The organism is Salinibacterium sp. NSLL17 (assembly GCF_015864935.1).
In the GTDB taxonomy this organism is placed as follows: Bacteria; Actinomycetota; Actinomycetes; order Actinomycetales; family Microbacteriaceae; genus Rhodoglobus.
In genome coordinates this window covers 606333-627174 of sequence record NZ_JADYWH010000001.1, presented here as the reverse complement: position 1 = coordinate 627174, position 20842 = coordinate 606333, and the positions used below count along the sequence as shown (strand labels likewise).

General features: G+C 60.7%; 19 protein-coding genes and 3 tRNA genes. 7 read left to right on the top strand and 15 right to left on the bottom strand.

Annotation, left to right across the window (positions count from 1 at the left end; genetic code table 11):
- Positions 1–3: 3 nt before the first annotated feature.
- From folE to tilS, 5 genes are all read right to left on the bottom strand, one after another.
- Positions 4–588 carry a GTP cyclohydrolase I FolE gene (gene folE, locus I6E51_RS03000; RefSeq protein ID WP_197106569.1) on the bottom strand — a complete coding sequence of 195 codons (585 nt, stop codon included), beginning with the start codon at positions 586–588 and terminating at the stop codon, positions 4–6.
- A 6-nt stretch (positions 589–594) separates the two neighbouring features.
- Positions 595–2595, bottom strand: coding sequence for an ATP-dependent zinc metalloprotease FtsH (gene ftsH, locus I6E51_RS02995; RefSeq protein WP_197106570.1), 2001 nt, complete (start codon positions 2593–2595; stop codon positions 595–597).
- A gap of 127 nt (positions 2596–2722) precedes the next feature.
- A complete protein-coding gene (locus I6E51_RS02990; protein WP_197109409.1) occupies positions 2723–4156 on the bottom strand; it encodes a serine hydrolase in 1434 nt (477 codons plus the stop codon).
- Positions 4157–4166: 10 nt separating this feature from the next.
- Complete coding sequence (gene hpt, locus I6E51_RS02985) at positions 4167–4718, bottom strand: hypoxanthine phosphoribosyltransferase (protein ID WP_197109408.1); 552 nt, start codon at positions 4716–4718, stop codon at positions 4167–4169.
- Complete coding sequence (gene tilS, locus I6E51_RS02980) at positions 4708–5751, bottom strand: tRNA lysidine(34) synthetase TilS (protein ID WP_197109407.1); 1044 nt, start codon at positions 5749–5751, stop codon at positions 4708–4710. Before tilS ends, hpt begins: the two co-directional genes overlap by 11 nt.
- Before the next feature lie 48 nt (positions 5752–5799).
- On the opposite strand from tilS, the gene I6E51_RS02975 reads away from it, so the two are divergent.
- On the top strand, positions 5800–6291 hold the full coding sequence (locus tag I6E51_RS02975) for an inorganic diphosphatase (protein WP_197109406.1): 492 nt from the start codon (positions 5800–5802) through the stop codon (positions 6289–6291).
- Between the two features lie 184 nt (positions 6292–6475).
- Here I6E51_RS02975 and I6E51_RS02970 read toward each other — a convergent pair whose 3' ends face one another.
- From I6E51_RS02970 to I6E51_RS02960, 3 genes are all read right to left on the bottom strand, one after another.
- Complete coding sequence (locus tag I6E51_RS02970; RefSeq protein WP_197109405.1) at positions 6476–7294, bottom strand: SDR family NAD(P)-dependent oxidoreductase; 819 nt, start codon at positions 7292–7294, stop codon at positions 6476–6478.
- Between the two features lie 51 nt (positions 7295–7345).
- Positions 7346–8656: a M23 family metallopeptidase gene (locus I6E51_RS02965; protein WP_231599820.1), complete on the bottom strand. Its 1311-nt coding sequence runs from the start codon at positions 8654–8656 to the stop codon at positions 7346–7348.
- Between the two features lie 247 nt (positions 8657–8903).
- Positions 8904–10178, bottom strand: coding sequence for a M23 family metallopeptidase (locus tag I6E51_RS02960; RefSeq protein ID WP_197109404.1), 1275 nt, complete (start codon positions 10176–10178; stop codon positions 8904–8906).
- Positions 10179–10434: 256 nt separating this feature from the next.
- Here I6E51_RS02960 and I6E51_RS02955 point away from each other — a divergent pair.
- The 4 genes from I6E51_RS02955 to I6E51_RS02940 all read left to right on the top strand — a co-directional run bounded on the left by I6E51_RS02955 (position 10435) and on the right by I6E51_RS02940 (position 11494).
- A tRNA-Glu gene (locus I6E51_RS02955) sits at positions 10435–10510 on the top strand.
- A 24-nt stretch (positions 10511–10534) separates the two neighbouring features.
- Positions 10535–10608: transfer RNA gene (locus tag I6E51_RS02950), tRNA-Asp, on the top strand.
- Between the two features lie 78 nt (positions 10609–10686).
- A tRNA-Phe gene (locus tag I6E51_RS02945) sits at positions 10687–10759 on the top strand.
- A 318-nt stretch (positions 10760–11077) separates the two neighbouring features.
- Positions 11078–11494: a hypothetical protein gene (locus I6E51_RS02940; RefSeq protein ID WP_197106578.1), complete on the top strand. Its 417-nt coding sequence runs from the start codon at positions 11078–11080 to the stop codon at positions 11492–11494.
- 123 nt (positions 11495–11617) lie between these two features.
- On the opposite strand, the gene I6E51_RS02935 is transcribed toward I6E51_RS02940, so the two are convergent.
- Positions 11618–12085, bottom strand: coding sequence for an isoprenylcysteine carboxylmethyltransferase family protein (locus I6E51_RS02935; RefSeq protein ID WP_197106579.1), 468 nt, complete (start codon positions 12083–12085; stop codon positions 11618–11620).
- Between the two features lie 333 nt (positions 12086–12418).
- Between I6E51_RS02935 and I6E51_RS02930 the strand changes: the two genes are divergently transcribed.
- Positions 12419–12823, top strand: coding sequence for a hypothetical protein (locus I6E51_RS02930; protein WP_197109403.1), 405 nt, complete (start codon positions 12419–12421; stop codon positions 12821–12823).
- Between the two features lie 91 nt (positions 12824–12914).
- On the opposite strand, the gene I6E51_RS02925 is transcribed toward I6E51_RS02930, so the two are convergent.
- Complete coding sequence (locus I6E51_RS02925) at positions 12915–13568, bottom strand: cysteine hydrolase family protein (RefSeq protein WP_197109402.1); 654 nt, start codon at positions 13566–13568, stop codon at positions 12915–12917.
- A gap of 141 nt (positions 13569–13709) precedes the next feature.
- On the opposite strand from I6E51_RS02925, the gene I6E51_RS02920 reads away from it, so the two are divergent.
- Positions 13710–15206, top strand: a complete 1497-nt coding sequence (locus I6E51_RS02920) for an MFS transporter (RefSeq protein ID WP_197109401.1) — start codon at positions 13710–13712, stop codon at positions 15204–15206.
- Positions 15207–15551: 345 nt separating this feature from the next.
- Here the strand turns inward: I6E51_RS02920 and I6E51_RS02915 are convergent, their stop codons facing one another.
- From I6E51_RS02915 to I6E51_RS02895, 5 genes are read right to left on the bottom strand one after another with little or no spacing between them, the layout of a single operon-like run.
- A complete protein-coding gene (locus I6E51_RS02915; RefSeq protein WP_197109400.1) occupies positions 15552–17141 on the bottom strand; it encodes an ABC transporter substrate-binding protein in 1590 nt (529 codons plus the stop codon).
- Between the two features lie 44 nt (positions 17142–17185).
- Positions 17186–17944 carry an ABC transporter ATP-binding protein gene (locus I6E51_RS02910; RefSeq protein ID WP_197109399.1) on the bottom strand — a complete coding sequence of 253 codons (759 nt, stop codon included), beginning with the start codon at positions 17942–17944 and terminating at the stop codon, positions 17186–17188.
- Positions 17941–18915 carry an ABC transporter ATP-binding protein gene (locus I6E51_RS02905; protein ID WP_197109398.1) on the bottom strand — a complete coding sequence of 325 codons (975 nt, stop codon included), beginning with the start codon at positions 18913–18915 and terminating at the stop codon, positions 17941–17943. The genes I6E51_RS02910 and I6E51_RS02905 overlap by 4 nt, the downstream gene beginning before the upstream one ends.
- Positions 18912–19781: an ABC transporter permease gene (locus tag I6E51_RS02900; RefSeq protein ID WP_197109397.1), complete on the bottom strand. Its 870-nt coding sequence runs from the start codon at positions 19779–19781 to the stop codon at positions 18912–18914. The genes I6E51_RS02905 and I6E51_RS02900 overlap by 4 nt, the downstream gene beginning before the upstream one ends.
- Before the next feature lie 32 nt (positions 19782–19813).
- Positions 19814–20791: an ABC transporter permease gene (locus I6E51_RS02895; RefSeq protein WP_307783774.1), complete on the bottom strand. Its 978-nt coding sequence runs from the start codon at positions 20789–20791 to the stop codon at positions 19814–19816.
- Positions 20792–20842: the final 51 nt, after the last annotated feature.

Sequence of the window (20842 nt, the reverse complement as noted above, 5' to 3'; positions counted from 1 at the left end):
TTTCTACGCATCGCCACCTCGGCCGATGAGCGCCATCACTTCAGCGCGTTCCACTGGATCGCTGAGAACTCCACGAGACGCCAAAGTGACAGTGGAGCTGGCGGTCTGGCGGGGTCCGCGAGCCGAAACACAGCCGTGAACAGCATCAATAACAACGAGCACTCCTCGCGGCGACAGCCCCGTGTTGATCGCCTCGGTGATCTCCTCGGTCAGTCGCTCCTGCAGTTGCGCGCGCGCGGCAATCGTCTCCACGACCCGCGCAATATTGCCCAGGCCGATGATGCGCTCATCCGGGACATAGGCGACATGCGCGACGCCCAAGAACGGCAACAGGTGATGCTCACACATGGACCGAAACTCGATGTCACGCACGAGCACCAGCTCGCCCGTCTGATCCGCCTTAGCGGTGAACTCGATGCTGTCGGAGAGGTGCACGAGAGGGTCGATCGTGTTGCCTGCGAAGAACTCGGAGTACGCTTCGGCGACCCGACGCGGGGTGGCGGTGAGGCCTGCCCGCTTCGGGTCTTCGCCGACGGCATCCAGAATCTCGGCTACCGCAGCTTCAATGCGTGCGAGGTCGATCGACATGGTGTCCTAGGCCGTTGCTACCCCGGGCGACTTGCGTGGCCGTGGGGTGCGTGCCGGCTTCGAAGGGGTGCTTTCGTCGCTGTCGCTTGCGTCAGCCTTCGGCACCTTCTTCTTGGGAACCTTGATGGGAGGCAACTGCGACACGGGGCGCGCGTCGCTCGAGAGCCACTGGGGACGCTCGGGAAGCTTGGCAATTCCCTTGAAGATCTTGTCGAGCTCGACGTGGTCGAGGGTCTCTTTCTCCATCAACTCGAGGGCGATCTTGTCGAGCACCTTGCGGTTCTCGTTGAGCATCTGCCATGCCTCGTCGTGAGCTTTCTCGATCAACAGTCGAACTTCTTCGTCAATGATCTTGGCGAGCTCTTCGGAGTATTCGCGGCTCGAACTCATGTCGCGACCCATGAAGGGTTCGCTTGAGGCACTGCCCAGCTTCACGGAACCGATTCGGGCACTCATGCCGTATTCGGTGACCATGCGGCGAGCAATCGAGGTGGCCTTTTCGATGTCGTTGGATGCCCCGGTCGTCGGGTCGTGGAACACGATTTCTTCCGCAACACGACCACCCATCGCGTAGGCGAGCTGATCGAGCAGCTCGTTACGCGAAACGGAGTACTTGTCTTCGAGCGGCATCACCATCGTGTAACCGAGGGCACGACCGCGAGGAAGAATGGTGATCTTCGTGACGGGGTCGGTGTTGCGCATCGAGGCAGCAGCCACCGCGTGACCACCCTCGTGGTACGCCGTGACGAGCTTCTCTTTGTCGTTCATGAGGCGCGAACGACGCTGCGGGCCGGCCATGACACGGTCAACGGCCTCGTCGAGAGCACGGTTGTCGATGAGCTGCGCGTTGGAGCGCGCGGTCAGCAAGGCTGCTTCGTTGAGCACGTTCGCCAGGTCAGCACCGGTGAAGCCGGGCGTCTTGCGAGCGAGCACTTCGAGGTCAACGCCCTCGGCCATGGGCTTGCCCTTGGCGTGCACTTCGAGAATCTGCTTGCGACCGATCTTGTCGGGAGCATCCACACCAATCTGACGGTCAAAACGACCAGGGCGCAGAAGCGCGGGGTCGAGAACATCAGGGCGGTTCGTTGCGGCGATGAGGATCACGTTGGCGTTCACGTCGAAGCCATCCATCTCGACCAGCAACTGGTTGAGCGTCTGCTCGCGCTCATCGTTACCGCCACCGATTCCGGCACCACGGTGGCGACCAACAGCATCGATCTCGTCGATGAAGATGATTGCGGGAGCATTCTGCTTGGCCTGCTCGAAGAGGTCGCGAACACGGCTTGCACCGACACCCACGAACATTTCGACGAAGTCAGAACCAGAGATTGTGTAGAACGGCACGCCAGCTTCCCCCGCGGTGGCCTTGGCCAGCAGGGTCTTACCGGTTCCGGGAGGGCCGTACAGCAGTACGCCCTTCGGGATGCGGGCGCCAACAGCCAAGAACTTGGCCGGTTCTTTCAGGAAGTCTTTGATTTCTTCGAGCTCTTCGATGGCCTCGTCAGCACCAGCGACATCCGCAAAAGTGGCCTGCGGGGTGTCTTTACCCACGAGCTTGGCCTTCGACTTGCCGAACTGCATAACCTTGCCGCCGCCACCCTGCATGCGGCTGAAGATGAAGAAGAAGATGATGCCGATGATGAGGAACGGCAGCATGATCGAGAGGAAGGAGACGAAGAAGTTTTCCTGCGGAACCTGGTCGTTGAACTCCTTGACGTCGGCGCCGTTGACAGCAGAAACGATCTCGGTGCCACGCGGTGCTACGTAGTAGAACTGCACCTTCGTTCCGTTGTCGCCGTCGGCTTTGGAGAGCTCGAGGTCAACGCGCTGCTCACCGTCAATGATGGTGGCTGATGACACCGTCGATCCCTGAAGAAGGTCGAGGCCCTCTTGAGTGGTGATCTCTTTGTAGCCCTCGCCGAGGAGAAGGCTCGCGGCGATCGAGACGGCGGCGATACCGATGATGATGTACGGAACGGGGCCGCGGAAAATGCGCTTAAAATTCATGATGTTCCGGGTCGGGTGACCCAGTGCCTCTCTCTGAAGAAACGTGCTGCAAGGTTACCGTTATCGCGCTGCAAGACCACTGCATGTTTGCCCTCGGCGTAATGCGTTCCGAGCGGGCTCGCTGCGGCTAGTGACTTTCGGTTGTCACCGCGAAGGTTTGCACGCGGGGTGGCAGTTCGGGGCTCATCAAAATGTGGCACTTGATGCGACCGCGTTCGCCGTCGATCGTCCAGTTGGTCACGGCAGGAGTGTCGCTGAGGGTGCGCGGTACTTCGGTCAGCGGCGCACCGGTGAGCGGCCCCACCTCAGCAATCGCTTTCGCAATGCCAGCGATGCGCTCTTCCCACGGAACATCGAGCGCCAAGTTCACGGCGGCGAGCGCATCCGCGGTGGGGGTATCCCACTCGCGAACGAGGCCATCGAACACGTCGCGAGCGGCCAGAGTTTCGGGCCAGGCCGGAGCTGGCGTCGTCAGCTCGCCGTACGCATTCAACGCAGCCTGCAAAGCCTGAGTTGCCGGGATCGAGGATGCCGCAAACGTGCCATTCTCGAACGCCACAATGCCGAGGCCGGTTGGGGCGTGCCAGCGCATGTGGGCACTCACGCCGGGGTAACCGCCCGAGTGCGACACGATCTTCGTCGTGCCCTCATCGATGAACAGGCCGTAGCCATAACCGTGGGCTGTCGGCTCGGAAAACTCGGCAGCCTTCGACATGCCCTCGGGCACGGCGCGCTGAATCTGCTGAAGTTCGCGGCGGCTGGCGGCAGACAGGGGTCCGTCTGAAGTGCCGTCTGGATCGAGGGCACCAGCGAGCCACAGCGACCACCGCACCAGGTCGGTCGCGCTAGAAAACAAACCGCCCATGGAAGAAAAGACTCCGGGCCCGGTGAACGGCTGAACCTGCCACTGCCCATTGGCGAGCCGGTAGCCGAGGGCGACATCGGCATCCGGGTCTTCCTCGAAGCGGGTCGAGGTAAGGCCGAGAGGTTCGAGAATTTCGGCGGCAATCGCCTCGATGTAGGGGCGGCCCGTAATTTCGGCGATGACTTCACCCAGCAGGGCGTAGCCGAGATTCGAGTACTCAAAGCGAGTGCCTGGCGTGCTCGAATAGCGGATGCCCGCCGCCATGAACTCGTCGAGTTCGGCCCGCGTCATCTCCTCCACGCGGTCACCCCAGGGGTTATCGGTGGGGAACCCCGCCGACATCGTCATGAGCTGACGCACACTCGGAGTCACGGGAGCAGCCGCTGGCTCGAGAGCGGTGAACGCAGGAACAAAGTCAGTGATCGGCGCATCGAGGCTGAGCTGTCCACGATCGCGCAGCATCAGCAGCAGCGTGCACGTGAAGCTCTTCGTGCACGACGCGATGCGGAACACCGTGTCGCGGTCGGGAGCGTTGCCTTCGCCAAGAACCTTCTCGCCGTAGCCGCCCTCCAGCACGATGCCGTCTGGACCAAACACCGCGAAGAACGATGCTGGGGCCTTCTGCTCGGCTACCCGATTCTCAAACAGACCAACAATCTCGTCGGTCGCCTGATCGATTGCTGCCTTCGCCCGCATTCAGCCGGCCCTAGGCGTAGACGTGGGGTGCGAGCACTGCGACGCCGCGCAAGTTGCGGTACTTCTCCGCGTAGTCGAGGCCGTAGCCGATCACGAACGCGTTGGGGATGTCGAAGCCGACGTACTTGACGTCCACTTCGACCTTGGCGGCATCCGGCTTGCGCAGCAGGGTGCAGATCTCCACGGAGGCAGCACCGCGGCTGCGCAGGTTGCCGAGCAACCAGGAGAGCGTGAGGCCCGAGTCGATGATGTCTTCAACGATGAGTACCTTGCGGCCCTCAAGGTCGCTGTCGAGGTCTTTGAGGATGCGAACGACACCCGAGGACTGCGTGCCGGCGCCATACGAGGAGACGGCCATCCAGTCCATCTCGATCGGCAGGTTGAGTTCACGTGCGAGGTCAGCCATCACCATGACAGCACCGCGCAGCACACCGACCAGCAGCAGCTTCTCGCCGGCATAGTCGGCCTCGATCTGACGCGCCATCACGGCGATCTTCTCGTGGATCTCTTCCTGGGTCAGAAGGACCTCGCTGAGGTCTCCTTCGACATCGCTAAACTGCATCGCGTTCCTCACTGTGGGCCGAAAAGTGGAGAAGGTTCTCTCGTCGTTCAACCCTAACGCCGGGAACGTCGATCGGTCCCTGCCCCCTCCAGTCGGTGACGAGGCGCGCGATCTCCAGAGTGTGGGTGCGACTGAGCGAGACATGGAACTCGCTTGCCACCGCCAACCTAATCAAACGCTGACGTAGAGCGGCCGGATTCGCCGCAAGCGCGCGCACCGGCAACGAGATTCCCGCCTCCGAAATCTCGGCCAAATCTTCCGCGATTTCTTCTGCAAAATGGTCGAGAGCGTCGGCATCTTCGCGCGCTTGGTCTGCCGTTCGCACTAAAGCGTCGCGGATGCCGGGGCCCAGTTCGCTTTCCAGCAGCGGCAAAATGGTCTGCCGCACCCGCACTCGCGTGTACGAGGTATCGAGGTTGTGCGGGTCATTCCACGCCGCGATTTCGGAGTCTTCGCAGCACTGAACGGTCGTGGTTCGCGGCACTGCCAGCAGCGGCCGCAGGTACTGGCCAGTGTCGGCTGCCATCCCTTTGAGGCTGCCAGCCCCGCTGCCGCGGGCAAGGCCAAGCAGCACGGTTTCGGCCTGATCGTCGAGGGTGTGGCCGAGCAGCACCCGGACGGCGCCATGCTCGGCGGCGGCTTCGGCGAGCGCCGCGTAGCGCGCGTCCCGGGCGGCAGACTCGGGGCCTCCGGCGTCACCGACGAGAACCGAGCGGATGTCGACGGGCTCAAGCCCGAGGTCGCGAGCCTGCTGTGCGGCGGCGGCGGCAACATCCGCTGACCCGTCTTGAAGGTTGTGATTCACGATCACGGCACCGGCCCGCATGCCGGCCTTGGACGCTTCGAAGGCCGTTGCGGCCGCCAGCGCAAGCGAATCGGGGCCTCCGCTGAGGGCGACAAGAACGAGCGGTTCTGAGCCTGCAGGCACCGCCGCCGAACCCGCGGGCACCGGTAATGAGCTCAACGCAGTGCGCACAGCACGCCTCACATCAGCGATTGCGGGAGTAAGACGGGGGCGTCTGTCGGAGTGCATCCAGTAACGTTATTGCAGCAACCCCACATTTTTCTTAGGAGCAGCTACATGGCCGCATACGACGTTGTCGTTGAGATTCCGCGCGGAAGCCGGAACAAGTACGAAGTTGACCACGAAACCGGTCGCGTATTTCTCGACCGTTTTCTCTTCACCACCTTCGCCTACCCCACCGACTACGGCTTCTTCGAGAACACTCTCGGCCTCGACGGTGACCCCGTAGACGCTCTGATTCTGCTCGATGCTCCGACCTTCCCCGGTGTGGGTATTTCGGTTCGTCCGGTTGCTGTGCTCAACATGAGCGACGACGGCGGCATCGACTCCAAGGTCATCTGCGTTCAGGCGAAAGACCCGCGCTGGTCGCGCATTCAGGACATCAACGATGTTCCTGAGTTCACGCGCAAGGAGATCGAGCACTTCTTCGAGCACTACAAAGACCTCGAGCCCGGCAAGTGGGTCAAGATCGACGGTTGGGGCGACGCAGCAGAAGCTGACGCAATCGTTCAGGCTGGCTTCGAGAAGCTCAAGGCCGAAGGCCACTAAGCAGCACTACGCACTTCTCGCGCGCGGTGCTCAGGTACCGTGCGCGTCACCCCGATGGCGGATGCTCAGGCATCCGCCATCGGCGTTTAACGGGTTAGCGCGGCTCAGCGCCCGCCGAACTTATCGGCTGGTGGGCTCAGCTCCTAGTGAACTCAGCGCCCCGTGAACTCAGCGCCCCGTGAACTCAGCGCCCCGTGAACTCATCCATCGAGTTGTAGACCTTGAAGACTCGCCCTGCCACAAAGTCCCAAGCGCGCGTCGGCAGCACGCCTTTGAGCCCGCGAGCGAGTCCCACTGTCCAGGGCTTCATGAGTAGCGGCTTGCCGCGGAGCATTGCCGACCACGCTGCCGAGGTCGCGATCTCGGGAGTCATGATGGGGGTCAACAGCGGCCCCCGCACGCCGGCGAACATCCCGGTGCTGATGTAGCTGGGCGCAAAAGTGGTCACCGCGATATGGGCGTGGCCCGCTTTGTTCAGTTCGAGCCGCAGCGAATCGCTCCAGCCGATCATGGCCCACTTGGATGCCGCGTAGACACTCATATTCGGATTCGAGAGAGTTCCGGCCGCCGACGCGATATTCAGGATGCGGCTGGGCGCTCCGCCCTCGATCATCGCCGGCAGCAGTTCGCGCGAGAGATACATAGCCGCAAGCGTGTTGATCTGCATGGTCGCTTCGATGTCGCGGACAGCATCGTGCTCCCAGAAGTAGCCACTGCGCACAATGCCCGCGTTGTTGATGAGCACGTGGGGGGTTCCGACTTCGGTGCGGATGCGTTCGGCGACAGACTCGATCGCGGTGCGTGACGAGAGATCGACAACGTAACTGGTGACGGAACCGCCCGCAGCACTCAGAGCGGCTGCTGCGACATCCAGAGCCGTGGCATCGACGTCAAGCAGCACTACTTTCGCGGCACCCTCAGCGACAGCGCGCTGAGCATAAATCTCGCCCATTCCGCGGGCAGCGCCCGTAATCACAACAACGAGTCCGGCAACTGAGTGCATGGCGTGCTCCCTCTGCCAGAGACGTCGTTGCCTCAAGCCTGTGCTCAGACTTTAGCCGAGGCCAACGCCCTTACCTGACATGAATGACACGGGGTTGGTGGTGTCCCACCCGTTGGGGCGAACCTCGAAGTGCAAGTGGCAGCCGGTGGAGTTTCCGGTCGTGCCGACGCTGGCAATTCTGGTTCCGACACCCACGCTCTGACCGTAGGAGACGTTGATGCCGCCGGCAATAATGTGACCGTAAGCGGTGCGCACTCCACCAGCGTGTTCGATGATGATGTAGTTGCCGTAGCCGCCATTCCAGCCATAACCGGCGTACACAACAGTTCCGCTTGATGCGGCGTAGATCGGGGCACCACAGCCAGCGCCAATGTCAGTTCCCTTGTGGAAGCTTGAGCCGTAGTTCGAGCTGTAGCCGTACACCGACGTGATGTAGCCATAGGCAGGCTTAGTCCAGCCGTTGGCGCTCGAGGAGCCTGAACCGCCACTGGAGCCACCGTTTTGAGCGGCGGCAGCAGCAGCTGCAGCCGCGGCTGCCGCAGCAGCCCGCTTCTCGCGTGCAATGCGCTCCGCTTCGCGCTGCTTGACCCCAGCCTGGTAGTCAGCTTCGGTGACGACGCGCTCGGCAGTGAGAGCAGCAAGCTGAGCGTCGAACTCAACCTTGCGTTCCTGCTGCTCCGCTACTGCGATTTCCGCTGCAGCCGCTGCTGCTTGAGCTTCCTCAAACGCTTTCTCGGCGGCAATCTTCAGAACTTCAAGTTCGGCGCGAGCCACTTCGGCAGCATCGCTCAGCGACTGCGCGGTGTTGCGAGCCTGAACGGCACGATCGAACAGAGCGGATGTCTGCTGGGAAATCTTCGATGACATGCCCAAGTTGTAAAGCAAGGCGTCGGCGTCTTGAGAATTGGCGAGGAGGTTCGTGGTGACGTCTCCGCCGCCAGCACGCACGAGCCGCGCAGCAAGCTCACCAATGCGCTTCTCAGCTTCATCGGCTTCGGCGCTTGCGACATCCGCTTGCTCTTGCAAAGTTTCGGTCTGTGCAGACTTCGCTTGGTACTTCGTGTCGGCCTCTTGCCAAATGTTGCCTTTTTCTTCGGCATCCTTTTGAGTGGCGACGGCTTGAGCTTCGAGTTCTACCAGTGCGGCCTTGATGCGGTCGACTACCTTTTGAGTCGCCGCTTCGTTGTTGCGGGCCTCAGTGACTTCGCTCCACGTGGGGTAGTCATCGGCGAAAGCAGCCTGGCTACTTCCCGCAACAACGCTGACCCCGACGACGAGGCTGAGCGCCGCGACGAAACTGATTGCCCGAAAAGAGTGTGAGCGAAGCTTGTGCTTTGCTGCGGTCCCCCGACTCGCATGCATGACCTTCAATTGTTCCCCTAAACATTGTTCAGCGCCGACTAATGGCCATTAGTCACACGAATAACATTGACCACACTAACAACATGCGACCCAAAAGTCTCAACCTTTTGTTGAATGCGGGTTTCGCGTGCATTAGTGCACGCCGCAACGCATCTCCCCGGCCGATCCCGGCCCATCAGGATGCCATGGAAAGACTGCGGTGCTGATTCGCGAGCATTTCCCTTCAGCAGGAGCACGTTCTGAGGCTTTAGCCGAGTTGAATGCCTTGGCCCGCCATGAACGGCACCGGGTTTGTCGTGTCCCAGCCGTTGGGGCGCACCTCAAAGTGAAGGTGGCATCCGGTGGAGTTTCCGGTCGAGCCGACGCTGGCGATCTTCGTTCCGACGGCCACACTCTGTCCAGAAGAAACCCGAATACCGCCGTCAACGATGTGGCCATACGCGGTGCGCAATCCACCGCTGTGCTCAATGATGATGTAGTTTCCGTAGCCGCCATTCCAGCCATAACCGGCATAAACAACGGTTCCGCTCGACGCCGCATAAATGCCAGCACCACAAGCAGCACCGATATCGGTGCCCTTATGGAAGCTGGAGCCGTAATTCGAGCTGTAGCCATACACCGAAGTGATGTATCCCCCGGCGGGGCGGGCCCAACCACTCAGGCTGATTTCGCCAGCGTCCAAATTCGGAACCTGTGCGGCAGCTTCTGCAGCAGCGCGAGCGGCTTCGCGCTCACGCACGCCCTCTAGATAGCTGTCTTCAGTTGCCTTGCGAGCAGAAGTCAGTGCGGCGAGCTGAGCGTCGAACTCAATCTTGCGCTCCTGCTGCTCGGCGAGAGCTTCTTCGGCGGCCTGAGCGGCGGCCTGAGCCTCAGCGAAAGCCTTTTCAGCCGCGATCTTGAGAACTTCAAGTTCGGCGCGAGCAACTTCCGCAGCATCGCTCAGCGACTGCGCCGTATTGCGAGCTTGAACAGCGCGATCAAACAGGGAGGATGTCTGCTGCGAAATCTTTGACGACATGCCCAGGTTGTAGAGCAGCGCGTCTGCGTCCTGCGAGTTGGCGAGGAGGCTAGTGGTGACGTCGCCACCACCGGCACGCACGAGCCGCGCGGCAAGCTCACCGATGCGTGTCTCAGCTTCGTCAGCTTCGGCGCTTGCGGCATCCGCTTGCTCTTGCAAAGTTGCGGTCTGGGTGGCCTTCGCTTGGTACTTCGTGTCAGCCTCTTGCCAGATGTTGCCCTTTTCTTCGGCCTCTTTCTGGGCGGCTGCGGCATCAGCCTCGAGCTGAACGTGTGCCGCCTCAATGCGCTCGACAACTTTCTTGGTTGCGGCTTCGTCATTGCGGGCTTCGGTGACGTCACTCCACGTGGGGTAATCATCGGCGAATGCTGCCTGGCTGGTACCGGCAACGACGCTCACGCCAACGACAAGGCTAAGCGCGGCGGTGAAGCCAATGACGCGGAAGGCGAGAGAGCGGAGCGCTCGCGTTGCCGTGGTTCCCCGACTCGCATGCATGACCTTCATTATTCCCCTCAGCGTTATCGGGCGTTGGCTTAGAGCGCGTAGCCACGCGGGAAAGATCACCCGCGCCAACGACACTTGGCGCAAAAGTCTCAACCTCTCACTGAACGTAGTATCCGGCGCCGCAAAAGTCGGGTACATTTGAGCCTGTTGGAAAAAGCGCTTCATGAAATATCAGTCAGTTTGCTTCTCAGTTTGGTAAATCACGAAACGCACCGTATGCTTTTCCCTCGGTAGCTAAGAAGTTCTGTGACTTCGAGGCCCCATCGTTTAGTGGCCTAGGACACCGCCCTTTCACGGCGGCAGCACGGGTTCGAATCCCGTTGGGGTCACCAGACACACACAGAATTTAATAGCTTGGCCCTGTAGCGCAGTTGGTTAGCGCGCCGCCCTGTCACGGCGGAGGTCGCCGGTTCAAGTCCGGTCAGGGTCGCAAACAGAAAGCCTCTTCGCAAGGAGGGGCTTTTTCTGTAGTAGGGGGAAACCTTTACGAGTAGGAGGAAACTCTTACGGCTCTGTAGCTCAGTTGGTAGAGCGCACGACTGAAAATTGTGAGGTCACGGGATCGACGCCCGTCGGAGCCACTTGACCCTTTCCCGGGCTTCTACCGGGCGAGGGTCATTTTTTTGCCCTCTGGGCCTTCTCGCGTAGCTCGCCATTGAACTTCTGTCTTCACGTTTGCCATCGCCATTGCCATCACGGCAATTCAGGAGAATTCGCAACAGGCACTCGACGAAGCCTTGCTTTCCTCAAGCTGTGCACGCTGGCCTCCCCTATTCTCCCGAGTCTCCAATTGCATACGTGAGTGGCTCGATCGACCTCAGCCACGCCTGACTATGCTCTTCTGTAGCGGCAGTGGGCAGCGTTTGCCGAGGACAATCAGAACGAGGAGCACCTGCACAGTGAGCGCGCTCTTCGAGTTCCTCGTCATGGTCTTCGCTGCGCTCATCCCGTGGGATCCGACAAATCACCGAGCACGTGATCGACGACTCTTTGACGCCAACAAAGTGGCCTGCGCCATCCGGGCGTTGGACGGCCGGGTTCTCAACATTGGCACTGAATGGAGCGTCGGCGTGTGTGAAATCGCCGACGGCCGCCTCACCTTCGTTCCCGAACTCGGAATTGTGGGCGATCGCACTATTCCCGTGCTCAGCGCTACCGCTGTTGCGGGAGAACCAGAGTTTGGGGTCCCTGCGGCCTGGGCAGACTCCGCTCACTTTGTCATCTCGACACGCGATGGTGACCTGTTCTGGGCCTTCCCCAAGCACCTCTCAAGCGAAGTGCTTGCGCTGCTCTTTCCTGAGCGGCAGCGCGCTTAAGAAAACACGGCAGCGACGCTCCAAGCCAACAAGAACATCGTTTCCAGCCAGGCGCATCGTGGCGCGCGAATCGCGGCGCCGCTCCGGCCGGGTCGTGCTTCCTAGGTCAATGGCACATCGGGTTCAACCGATGCGTCCGACACCGGGGATGAAACGGCCGACGCGCATCGCATATTCGGCGTAGTCGACATAGCGTTCGACGAGCATGCGCTCCTCCCAGCGTGCTTTGGCCATGAGCAGCGCCACGAGCGCCAGCCATGTCCCTAGGTGCCACCAGGATGCGCCGGCCAACGCGACACCGAGGGAACCAACCAAGAGGCCGCTATAGATCGGATGGCGAACCCAGCCGTAGAGGCCATCCGTTACCAGCTCTGAGCTCGCGAGCGGCACCGGGTTGGCAGTGAGGGAACGGCCAAGCCCGCGCACCCCGAGGACCGCGACGACCGCTCCGGCGAGCGCGAGCACGCCAGCGACGCTGAAAGCGATTGCGTCTCTGTGCCACAGCGGATCAGTCCACGGCACAAGCACCAACGCAGCGATCAGCACAAATTGCAGCGCAACAAGTGCGAGCCCGATCACGCGTCTGTTCATGCGCGCCTCTTCCTCGTGACGTCCTGACTAGAGGCTACGACCTGTCGTTAGGTACGTCGAGAAAGGTAGCGGGGCGACTTCGCCCCGTGAGTAGCGCGCGCTGCGCGCACCCTGTTGGAAACTCAGGAAATCCGAGGATGCGTTCCTGCGACCCGCCAAGCTAACAGGGCTCGCATTGCCACCCCGCGAGATTTTCCTGAATTTCCGACGGCGAGGGGCGAGCATCACAGCGGCCCGCGACGTGAGGGCCGAGGCTCGAGGCTGTCCCATGCCCCTCGACTTGGGGCGACGCTAGAGATAGTCGACAGAGTCAGCACATGGAAAGATTCGAACGTGACTGACACGACTCCCGAATCAGCTTCGGAGATAGCCGCGGATGACGAGACCACGTTTCCGTGGCTGCGAGTCGCGATCGCCACCCAAGTTGTCGCGATTGTGTGGGGCTTCTTTCCCCTCGACGATCCCGAAGCCGGATTGATCACCTCTGGTGTGATCGGGCTTCTTCTGCTTATCCAAGTGGGCCGCGGGAGCGAATGGGCCCGCAAAGGTTTTCTCGCGATCAACATGTGGGCACTCGTGCTTCGAGGGCTTGTCGCCTTCGCAGCGCAGTACTTTCCGAAGGCGGAATACGAGATCAACTGGGTGAATATGATTCTGAGCGTCGTTGCGGTCTACGCGGTGCTCAAGCTTCCGCGGCGAACCCGCGAAGTGCGGCCGACGGATCCCGTCCTAGGCTGATTCTCTCCGCAAGTCCCGCTGGCGGCACTCTGCCCTGCACCCGAATGGCACGGCAGAGCACCTTGGTGCCAGCGCGCATGAGAGTTGTTGCCTAGCTCTCCTGACGACGGCCGTAATGGGGCGTTGTAAAGGCGCGATCCCAGGGGGCCCCCGGGGCCAGGAGCTCACGCCACGGCGCAACCTCGACGTACAGCACACGCATCGCGTCAAGTGCGTTGTCATGCAGCGACTTGCCGTCAGTCGAAACCGCATCCTCAGGCACTGCCACTTCGAAGTTCTTCATCATGCCTGTGCGCGACGTGGTTTCAATACAGACATTGGTCTGCAGTCCGGCAACAACGAGACGGCGAACGTCGAGATTGCGCAGAATCGTGTCGAGGTCTGTCTGGAAGAAGGCGTCCCAGCGGTGTTTTTCGATAACGATGTCACCGGGCTGCGGGGCCACGGAATCGAGGATCTGTGACGACCAGTCGCTGGGATCGAAACCCGGACCCTCTGCGGCATCCGCGAGCTTTGCTTCGAGGCGACGGATGCTCGGAGTCGTGTCTGCGCCATCAGGCCGGCTTACTTGGCGCGTGTAGATGATCGGGATGCCCGTCGAGCGAGCGTCGGCGAGCAACGCTGAACACTCTGCTACCACCGCATCAAGGTTCCAAATCGGAGGCCATCCGAAGGCATCGCGTCGATCTTGCTCAAGGTACATGTTTTGCATGTCGATCATGACAACAGCTGTCCGGTCGCTCATCGGGCTCTCGCTCTCTACTCATCTTTAGTGTGGAAACGTACTCCAATACTGTTGTACAGTATCGGTGTTTCCTTTGTGTTTCCGTCCGCACTTCATTTCGGTTCTCTACGACATTGACGCTGCCACCAACGAAAGGCTCTCGTGACCGCCGGCAACTCAGCAGCCGCTCAGCAGCGCGCACCACATCGTTGGGCGACATTCGCCGTGCTTGCGGCAACCGCTGCGCTCACCATCCTGGACGTGTCGAAAGTTGGCGTTGCGTTGCCCGCAATCCAAGCATCTACTGGTGGCTCGGGCTCCACTATTCAAGTCATGGTGGTGGGCTACACCCTCGCTTACGCCGTCTTGTTGTTGCCCGCCGGACGCGTCGGCGACGTTCTGTCCCGCAAAGGCATTTTCTTGGTCGGCGGGTTTATGTTCCTCGGCGCGAGCGTGGTCTGTGCCCTAGCTCCTGATATCGCGTGGCTGATCGGAGGGCGTCTGCTTCAAGGCGCCGGAGCAGGCATATTGATGCCGCAAGTGCTCGGGCTTATCCAACGCATTTTCCCGCCTGAAGAACGATCACGCCCACTAGCGGCTCTAGCGGCGACGATCGCGGCTACCGCGCTGTTCGGCCCCGTAATCGCTGGAGTTCTCATGGAACTCGTCGGCGGTCCCGAAGCTTGGCGAGCACTCTTTTGGCTTAACGTCGTTATCGGAATTGTGGTGCTGCCCGTTGCAGTCTTCGTGGTGCGAGAACCACGCGGCGAAAAGCGCCACGGGTTCGACTCGATCGGAGTCATTCTCCTGACGCCAGCCGTTATTTTGCTCGCCGGCCCCCTGAGCACGGTCTCTTCTGACTCGCCTGCATCATGGTTAACGCTGGCATTGACACTACTGGGGGCAATTTTCGCACTCGCTTTCGTTTTCTACGAGCGACAGCGAGCGCGCAATGGCCGTCAAGCTCTCGTTGACCCACTGCTTTTCGGGTTTCGACACCTGACGGTTGGTGTTTTCATCGCCGGATTCATGCACGCAGCGGCCACAGCTGGCACCCTCGTCATCACCGTCGGACTACAGCGGGAGGCGGGACAGACCGCGCTCCAGACAGCTCTCTGGATGCTTCCCGCAGCCGTGGCCACGATCATCGGCTCGTGGATTGCCGGCAGGCTCCCCCAACGTTCCACCTACCGCTTGATCGCGATAGGAACCGGCATGGGCGCACTCTCACTAGCAGGAATCGCAGTAGCCTTCGGCAGCGCCCCCCTCGCAGCGCTGCCGTGGATCGTCAGCGCTATCCTGGTCACCAATTCCTTCGGAAATGCACTAGCGGGACCTGCGAACCAAGCACGCACCTTGGTTGAAGTTCCTGACTATCGAGCAAGTGTCGCCGGATCCTTGATTCAATTTTCACAGCGTTTCGGCTCCGCAATCGGTATCGCTTTCGCGCTCATCCTCTACTACGGCTACGAGGATGTAGCCACGGTCGCGGGCCAACCCACGCTCGGTCCGACACTCGCGATTGCACTCACCTCGGTCTTCCTGTTCATAGCGGCAATCCTCGCGCTCCTAGATCGCGCACGCAGCCGCAGGACCGCCCCGCTCGCGGAGCCAGAACTCCGTGAGTCGAATCCACTGGCGGCACACGCAAGCATCTAGCCCGCAGGGCGGCCAAGCGCCGAAGCGTGACAACCCCGCCGAGTTAGCACCGCAGCATCGCACTCGCTGGGAGCCGAGTGATGCCACAGAAGTAAGACCCAGCGCCATGAGCCCACGCAGCCCAATCCGACTTTCCCGGCGTTCCCGGCCCGGACTAGCGCCCCGGCACGGCCCAGAACCAGCCTCCGCAAGCCTCACACGCCGCGACACACAGTGGTCGACGGCGAGAGAGACAAAGAGCCCTCATCGCCTTCGCGCGAAGGTGCGAAGTCGATGAGGCGTGGAGGCGCGCGAAAGGCCGGCCCCGTCGTCAGACGGGGCCGGCCGCTGTGGCGCTAGCTGTTCTTAGTCAGCCATCGATACGTCAGTGAATTCAACCCACCAGCTTTTCGGCTGCTCATAGCCTTCGACAGCAGCTGACATGGCGCGAGGTGCGGTGTCGTTCGCAACGAACAACCACGCAGCATCCTCAGTGACGAGATGTCCAACCTCTGTCAGGAGCGCACCACGCTCCTCTTCGTCAGTTGTCACGATCGCCTGAGCGTAAGCCGCATCTGCTTCTTCGTTGCAGTAGCTAAAGAAGTTGCCATCGCAACCGAACCAGAAGCCGTTCCAGCTCGAGGGCTGTTCAAGGCTGAACGCCTGGTTCGCAGCGTTCCAACCAGTGTCACCCTCACCCAACTGCCCGTACATGCCCGAGAAGTCCACTGGGTCAAGGGTGACCCGAATGCCGACCTCGGCCAGTTGCGCTTGCAGCGCTTCGTTCATCGACTTGGCCTGCATCGAACCAGAACCGGCTGTGATGTAGCCAACCGTGATGTCAACACCATCGGCATAGCCTGCTTCAGCGAGAAGCTCACTCGCCAGTTCGGGGTCGTAGTCATAGATGTCATCGGCTTCGTCATAATAAAGGCTCGCGGGGGCGAACATCTGATATGCCGGCGAAGCCGTGTCGTGCAGCAGGTCACTAGCAATTGCCTCACGGTCAATCGCGTAGTTCATCGCTTGACGCACGCGGATGTCATCCAGCGGCGCCTCCTGCGTCATCAACTGCCATGACCATTCCCAGTCAAACGCGTTACCAGCCGTAACGAACCCAGCCGCTTCGAGGCTTGCGAAGTCATCTGGTTGCGCTGACTCGATCCAGTCGACACGTCCCGAACGCAAGGCAGCGGTGCGAGCCGAAGCATCAGGAATCAATTCAACAGTCAGCCGGTCGAGCTTTGCTACGTCAGCCCAGTAGTCGTCATTGCGAACGAACGAGATCGACTGGTTCTCTTCGAGGGAATCGAAAACGAACGGCCCAGTTCCGACCGGATCCTTGGCCTGACCTGCTGCACCAAACTCCTCCAACGAAGCGGGGCTAGCGAAGTAGACGTTGTAGAGGTCAGCAAGGAAGAAGGCAAAAGGCTCGTTGAGATGGAAAACGACCGTCGTGTCGTCGACCTTTTCGGTCGACTCAATGAAGTTCAGCACCGAGTAGTAGGTCACCAGCACCGGGTCGTAATTCGGGTCAGTCTCGTCCATATAGCGAGTGAGGTTATAGAGCAACGCGTCAGCATCCCACGCCGTGCCATCGTGGAAGGTCACGTCCTCTTGCAGGTGGATGGTGTAGTCGAGGTCGTTTTCCGCGATCTCCCATGACGCAGCCAAAGCCGGCGCGACGCCAGCAGGGGCGTTCGGGTCAGAAACGTCTCGCTTGGTAAGGCCCTCGTAGATCAGGTTTCCGATGAGTCGCTGGCCCTCATAGCCGGCGGTGGTGATGGCACCGGTATCAAGGCTGGGGAAGGATGCCATCTGTGAACCGATGACGAGTTCTTGCTCAGCTGTGTCTCCGCCGTCGCTACCGGCACAGCCGGTCAGGACGAGTGCTGTAGACACAACCGCGGCCGCGACCGCCGTTAAGCGCCGCGTGCGGGTGTTTGTGAAATGCATGTCTCTCCTTGTGTCGTAGGGGTGTGCGCGTTTCTTTTCATCGGTCATACGGCCTCCGCACTATGCCTCGCGTCCAAAAGCACCCGCGTGTACGGGTCTTTCGGATCGTCCAACACGGCGCGAGTCGGCCCCGACTCGACGACTTCACCGCGGTTCAGTACGAGCACGTCATCGCTGATGTGCTCGATGACCGCGAGGTCATGGCTGATAAAAAAGAGCGCAACGCCAAGATCGCTCTGCAGCTCCGCAAAGGTGTTGAGCACCTGCGCTTGAACTGACTTATCCAGTGCCGACACCGCCTCGTCAGCAACAATCACCTCTGGGTTATTGGCGATCGCGCGTGCGATTGCAATCCGTTGCGCCTGACCACCAGATAATTCGTGCGGGTAGGCGTGAAGGTAGTCAGCAGTGAGCGATACGCGCGCCAACAGTTCCACGCAACGTGCGGACCACTCGCGGGTGGGCACCCCCTGAGCCCGGAGTTGAAAAGCGAGCGACTGCTGAACCGTCATCGTGGGGTTGAGGGCGTGCCTCGGATCCTGGGGAACCAGTTGAATTCGTCGGCGCGCCATACGCAGCTGGCGCTCAGTCATCGAGAACAAGTCATCGTCACCGAGGGTGACGACACCTGCATCCGGAGCCATGAGTCGCATCACAATTCTGCCGAGAGTCGACTTTCCGCTACCTGATTCACCTACTACACCGAGCGTTCGTCCGCGCTCGAGGCGGAAGGACACCCCGTCGAGTGCGGTAAATGCGCCAAAACGCTTCACGATGCCATCGGCAGCGAGAACTGAACTCATGCTGTTACCTCCTGAGGAGTTGAAGCCACGGCATGGCCGGGCTCGATGTCACGCAACGGACCCCAATCCCGCCTCATCCGCACCTCGTCTGGGACGACCGCGAGCGCCCCTCGCGGAGTGTTAGCGGACGGTTCGGCTGCGAGAAGCGCACGCGTGTACTCGTGCTGCGCGTTGTGGAGAACTTGATGCGCGAAGCCGAGCTCAACAATGCGGCCGCCCAACATGACCGCAACGCGGTCGTGCGGCTTCGAGGCGATGAGCGCTGCGATTCCAATGTCGTGAGTGATGAAGAGAATTGCGGTCTCCATACGCTCACGAAGATCATCGAGGAGTCGCACGACTTGAACGCCGACTGAGGCGTCGAGAGCGCTCGACGGCTCATCCGCGATGATCAGCTCCGGCTCACAGCAGATTGCGATCGCGATCGCGACTCGCTGACGCATGCCACCAGAGATTTCGTGGGGGTAGTTGTGCAAAACCCTTTCGGGATCAGCGATGTGCACCAACTCAAGCAACTCAGTTGCTCGCGCCAAAGCGGCTGCACGGTTGGGAGCCTTCCCATGTTGAAGGAGTGTCTCGGTTATCTGTCCGCCGATTCGCCTCATGGGATCGAGCGAAGAGTTTGGGTCTTGAGGCACCATTCCAATTCGGTCCCCGTGAAGTCGGCGGAGAGCTCTACGGTCGGCGGTCAACAGGTCGACTCCGTCAAACTCAACAGTGCCGTCGACCCTTGCTGCGGGATGCGCCATTCCCGTAATGGTGCGAGCGAATACCGTCTTGCCACTGCCTGACTCGCCGAGGAGGACGGTGACTTGAGAACGCTCGAGGCCGAGGCCAATCGAATCGACGACAGTGTTCCAGCCACCGCGGGGCGATCGAAATGACACCGAGACGTGTGATGCGTCGAGCGTCAACGGTGTTTGGGCATCGAGTCGCCCTCCCGATGCTGCGGTTGTGGTGCCTAGGCTCATGACTCTTGCCCCCGTCCGGAGATGGCATCTCGAAAGCCATCTCCGACGAGCGGAAAGAGCATCGAGAGCGCGATGATTACGACAACGGGTGCGAGCGCCAGCCCGGGGTCGCTATAAATGGCAGCCTGCATTTCTTGAAGGATGGATCCCAACTCCGGTTCCGGTGAAGGAACCCCAAGCCCAATGAACCCAAGCCCACCCGCAATGGCGATGTTGGCCCCCACAAGTGAGGTCGAGAATGCTAAGACCGCCGGCAGCGCAACCGGAACGATCTGTCGCCCCAGAATCGACGGGAGGCCTGCACCACTAGCTCGCGCGACCGTGACGAAATCAAGTTCACGAATTCGCGTTACTTCAGTCTCTGCGATTCGGGCGACGGGTGCGATCCAGACCAGAGTCAGCGCGAGGATGAGCGTTCCCAGACCGACGCCGAGGGTGATGGCGAGAAGAAGTGAAAGTAGCACGCCGGGAAATGCAAACATGACGTCGACGGCGCGCATCAGGATGGTGTTGGTTACCTTGCCCGCGAGCCCCGCAATAGTGCCGATAACTAGGCCGAGCGTCGTGGCAATCACGATGGGCACGACCCCCGCGATCAGAGAGGTACGCGTTCCGTACACCAGTCGACTTAGCATGTCCCGACCCTGGCTATCGGTGCCCAGGACATGGCCATCGCTAAAAAACGGCAGCAGTCGTTCAGAGAGGGAACCGCTCAGCGGATCAGCGATCGGCAAGACCGGCGCGAGGATCACGATCAGTCCCACGCTGGCAACCAAGGCGAGCGCAATTTGGCTCCTCAGCGGCAGCCGAGAGAGAAGCGCCCTGCGCTGGAACCGCGGGGCTGCGGTCTTCGATGGTGTTGCCATGGTGGCTTTCCTTCCAATGACGGGAAATCTAGTCATGCCCGACCTACACGGATGCGGGGATCAAGTAGTGCATTGAGAATGTCGGCGAGGAGAAGCACAACAACGAAGACGACAGCGATGAGCAGCGCGACTGCCTGAACGAGGGTGTAATCGCGCAAGCTAACTGACTGCACCACGAGGGCACCGAGGCCGGGAATGCTGAAGATGTTCTCGACGAATAGAGCGCCACCGAGCATCGAGCCAACTTGGATTCCCAACACGGTGATCATGGGCGGCAGTGCGTTGTGATGCGCATGCACCGCGAGTCGCCACGGGGAAAGCCCTCGAGCGCGAAGTGCGGGGAGGAGTTCTGTCGATTGAAGGGTGGCGATCGACGTCTTCAACGAGCGAGCCATTTGCGCTCCGGGGGCGAGCGCCAATGCTGTGGCGGGGAGCACGAGATGTGCGGCGACATCGAAGAAGCCGCCATCGCCGCGAGAACTAATGCCACCGGCAGGGAAGAGAGGAAGTAGCACTGCGAATGCAAGCAGCAGGAGGAGCGCAACGGTGTACTGCGGTGCCGACAAGAAGAATGCCTCGACCCAGTCGATCACTCGACGCACCCAGCGGATGGATGACGTGGCGAGATTGCCCATGACGAGAGCAAGGACGACGGCGATCAGCGTTGCGGCTGCTCCGAGCATCGCAGTGTTTTCGAGTGCTGGCCCTACAATATCTGCGACGGGTCGACCCTGACTGTAGGAGTACCCCAGATCGCCCGTAACGAGACGGCCAAGCCAGCCGAAGAACTGCACCAGTATCGATTGGTCTAAGCCCATGACGATACGCAGCTCGGCGCGCTCCTCAGGAGTACTGTCAGTTCCAAGGATCGTGAGCGCCGGGTCACCCGGTATTGCTCGGATTGCGAAAAACACAACGGCCGCTACGAAAAACGCAGTGAGAACCGTCAAGAGCAGTCGTGCCCCAACGAACCGGAGAAACCGGTTATGTGCCAAATTCTTGTACTCCACAATTGGAATTAGACCGTACTTCTATTTCGAAAGTGTTACAGCGGCATTAAC

Coding starts and splice junctions, on each gene's coding strand:
- I6E51_RS02990 (WP_197109409.1), bottom strand. CDS start 4,156: ATGCGGGCGAAGGCAGCAATCGATCAGGCGACCGACGAGATTGTTGGT.
- I6E51_RS02970 (WP_197109405.1), bottom strand. CDS start 7,294: ATGCACTCAGTTGCCGGACTCGTTGTTGTGATTACGGGCGCTGCCCGC.
- I6E51_RS02975 (WP_197109406.1), top strand. CDS start 5,800: ATGGCCGCATACGACGTTGTCGTTGAGATTCCGCGCGGAAGCCGGAAC.
- I6E51_RS02925 (WP_197109402.1), bottom strand. CDS start 13,568: ATGAGCGACCGGACAGCTGTTGTCATGATCGACATGCAAAACATGTAC.
- folE (WP_197106569.1), bottom strand. CDS start 588: ATGTCGATCGACCTCGCACGCATTGAAGCTGCGGTAGCCGAGATTCTG.
- ftsH (WP_197106570.1), bottom strand. CDS start 2,595: ATGAATTTTAAGCGCATTTTCCGCGGCCCCGTTCCGTACATCATCATC.
- I6E51_RS02915 (WP_197109400.1), bottom strand. CDS start 17,141: ATGCATTTCACAAACACCCGCACGCGGCGCTTAACGGCGGTCGCGGCC.
- I6E51_RS02960 (WP_197109404.1), bottom strand. CDS start 10,178: ATGAAGGTCATGCATGCGAGTCGGGGAACCACGGCAACGCGAGCGCTC.
- I6E51_RS02900 (WP_197109397.1), bottom strand. CDS start 19,781: ATGGCAACACCATCGAAGACCGCAGCCCCGCGGTTCCAGCGCAGGGCG.
- I6E51_RS02910 (WP_197109399.1), bottom strand. CDS start 17,944: ATGAGTTCAGTTCTCGCTGCCGATGGCATCGTGAAGCGTTTTGGCGCA.
- hpt (WP_197109408.1), bottom strand. CDS start 4,718: ATGCAGTTTAGCGATGTCGAAGGAGACCTCAGCGAGGTCCTTCTGACC.
- tilS (WP_197109407.1), bottom strand. CDS start 5,751: ATGCACTCCGACAGACGCCCCCGTCTTACTCCCGCAATCGCTGATGTG.
- I6E51_RS02965 (WP_231599820.1), bottom strand. CDS start 8,656: ATGCATGCGAGTCGGGGGACCGCAGCAAAGCACAAGCTTCGCTCACAC.
- I6E51_RS02905 (WP_197109398.1), bottom strand. CDS start 18,915: ATGAGCCTAGGCACCACAACCGCAGCATCGGGAGGGCGACTCGATGCC.
- I6E51_RS02935 (WP_197106579.1), bottom strand. CDS start 12,085: ATGAACAGACGCGTGATCGGGCTCGCACTTGTTGCGCTGCAATTTGTG.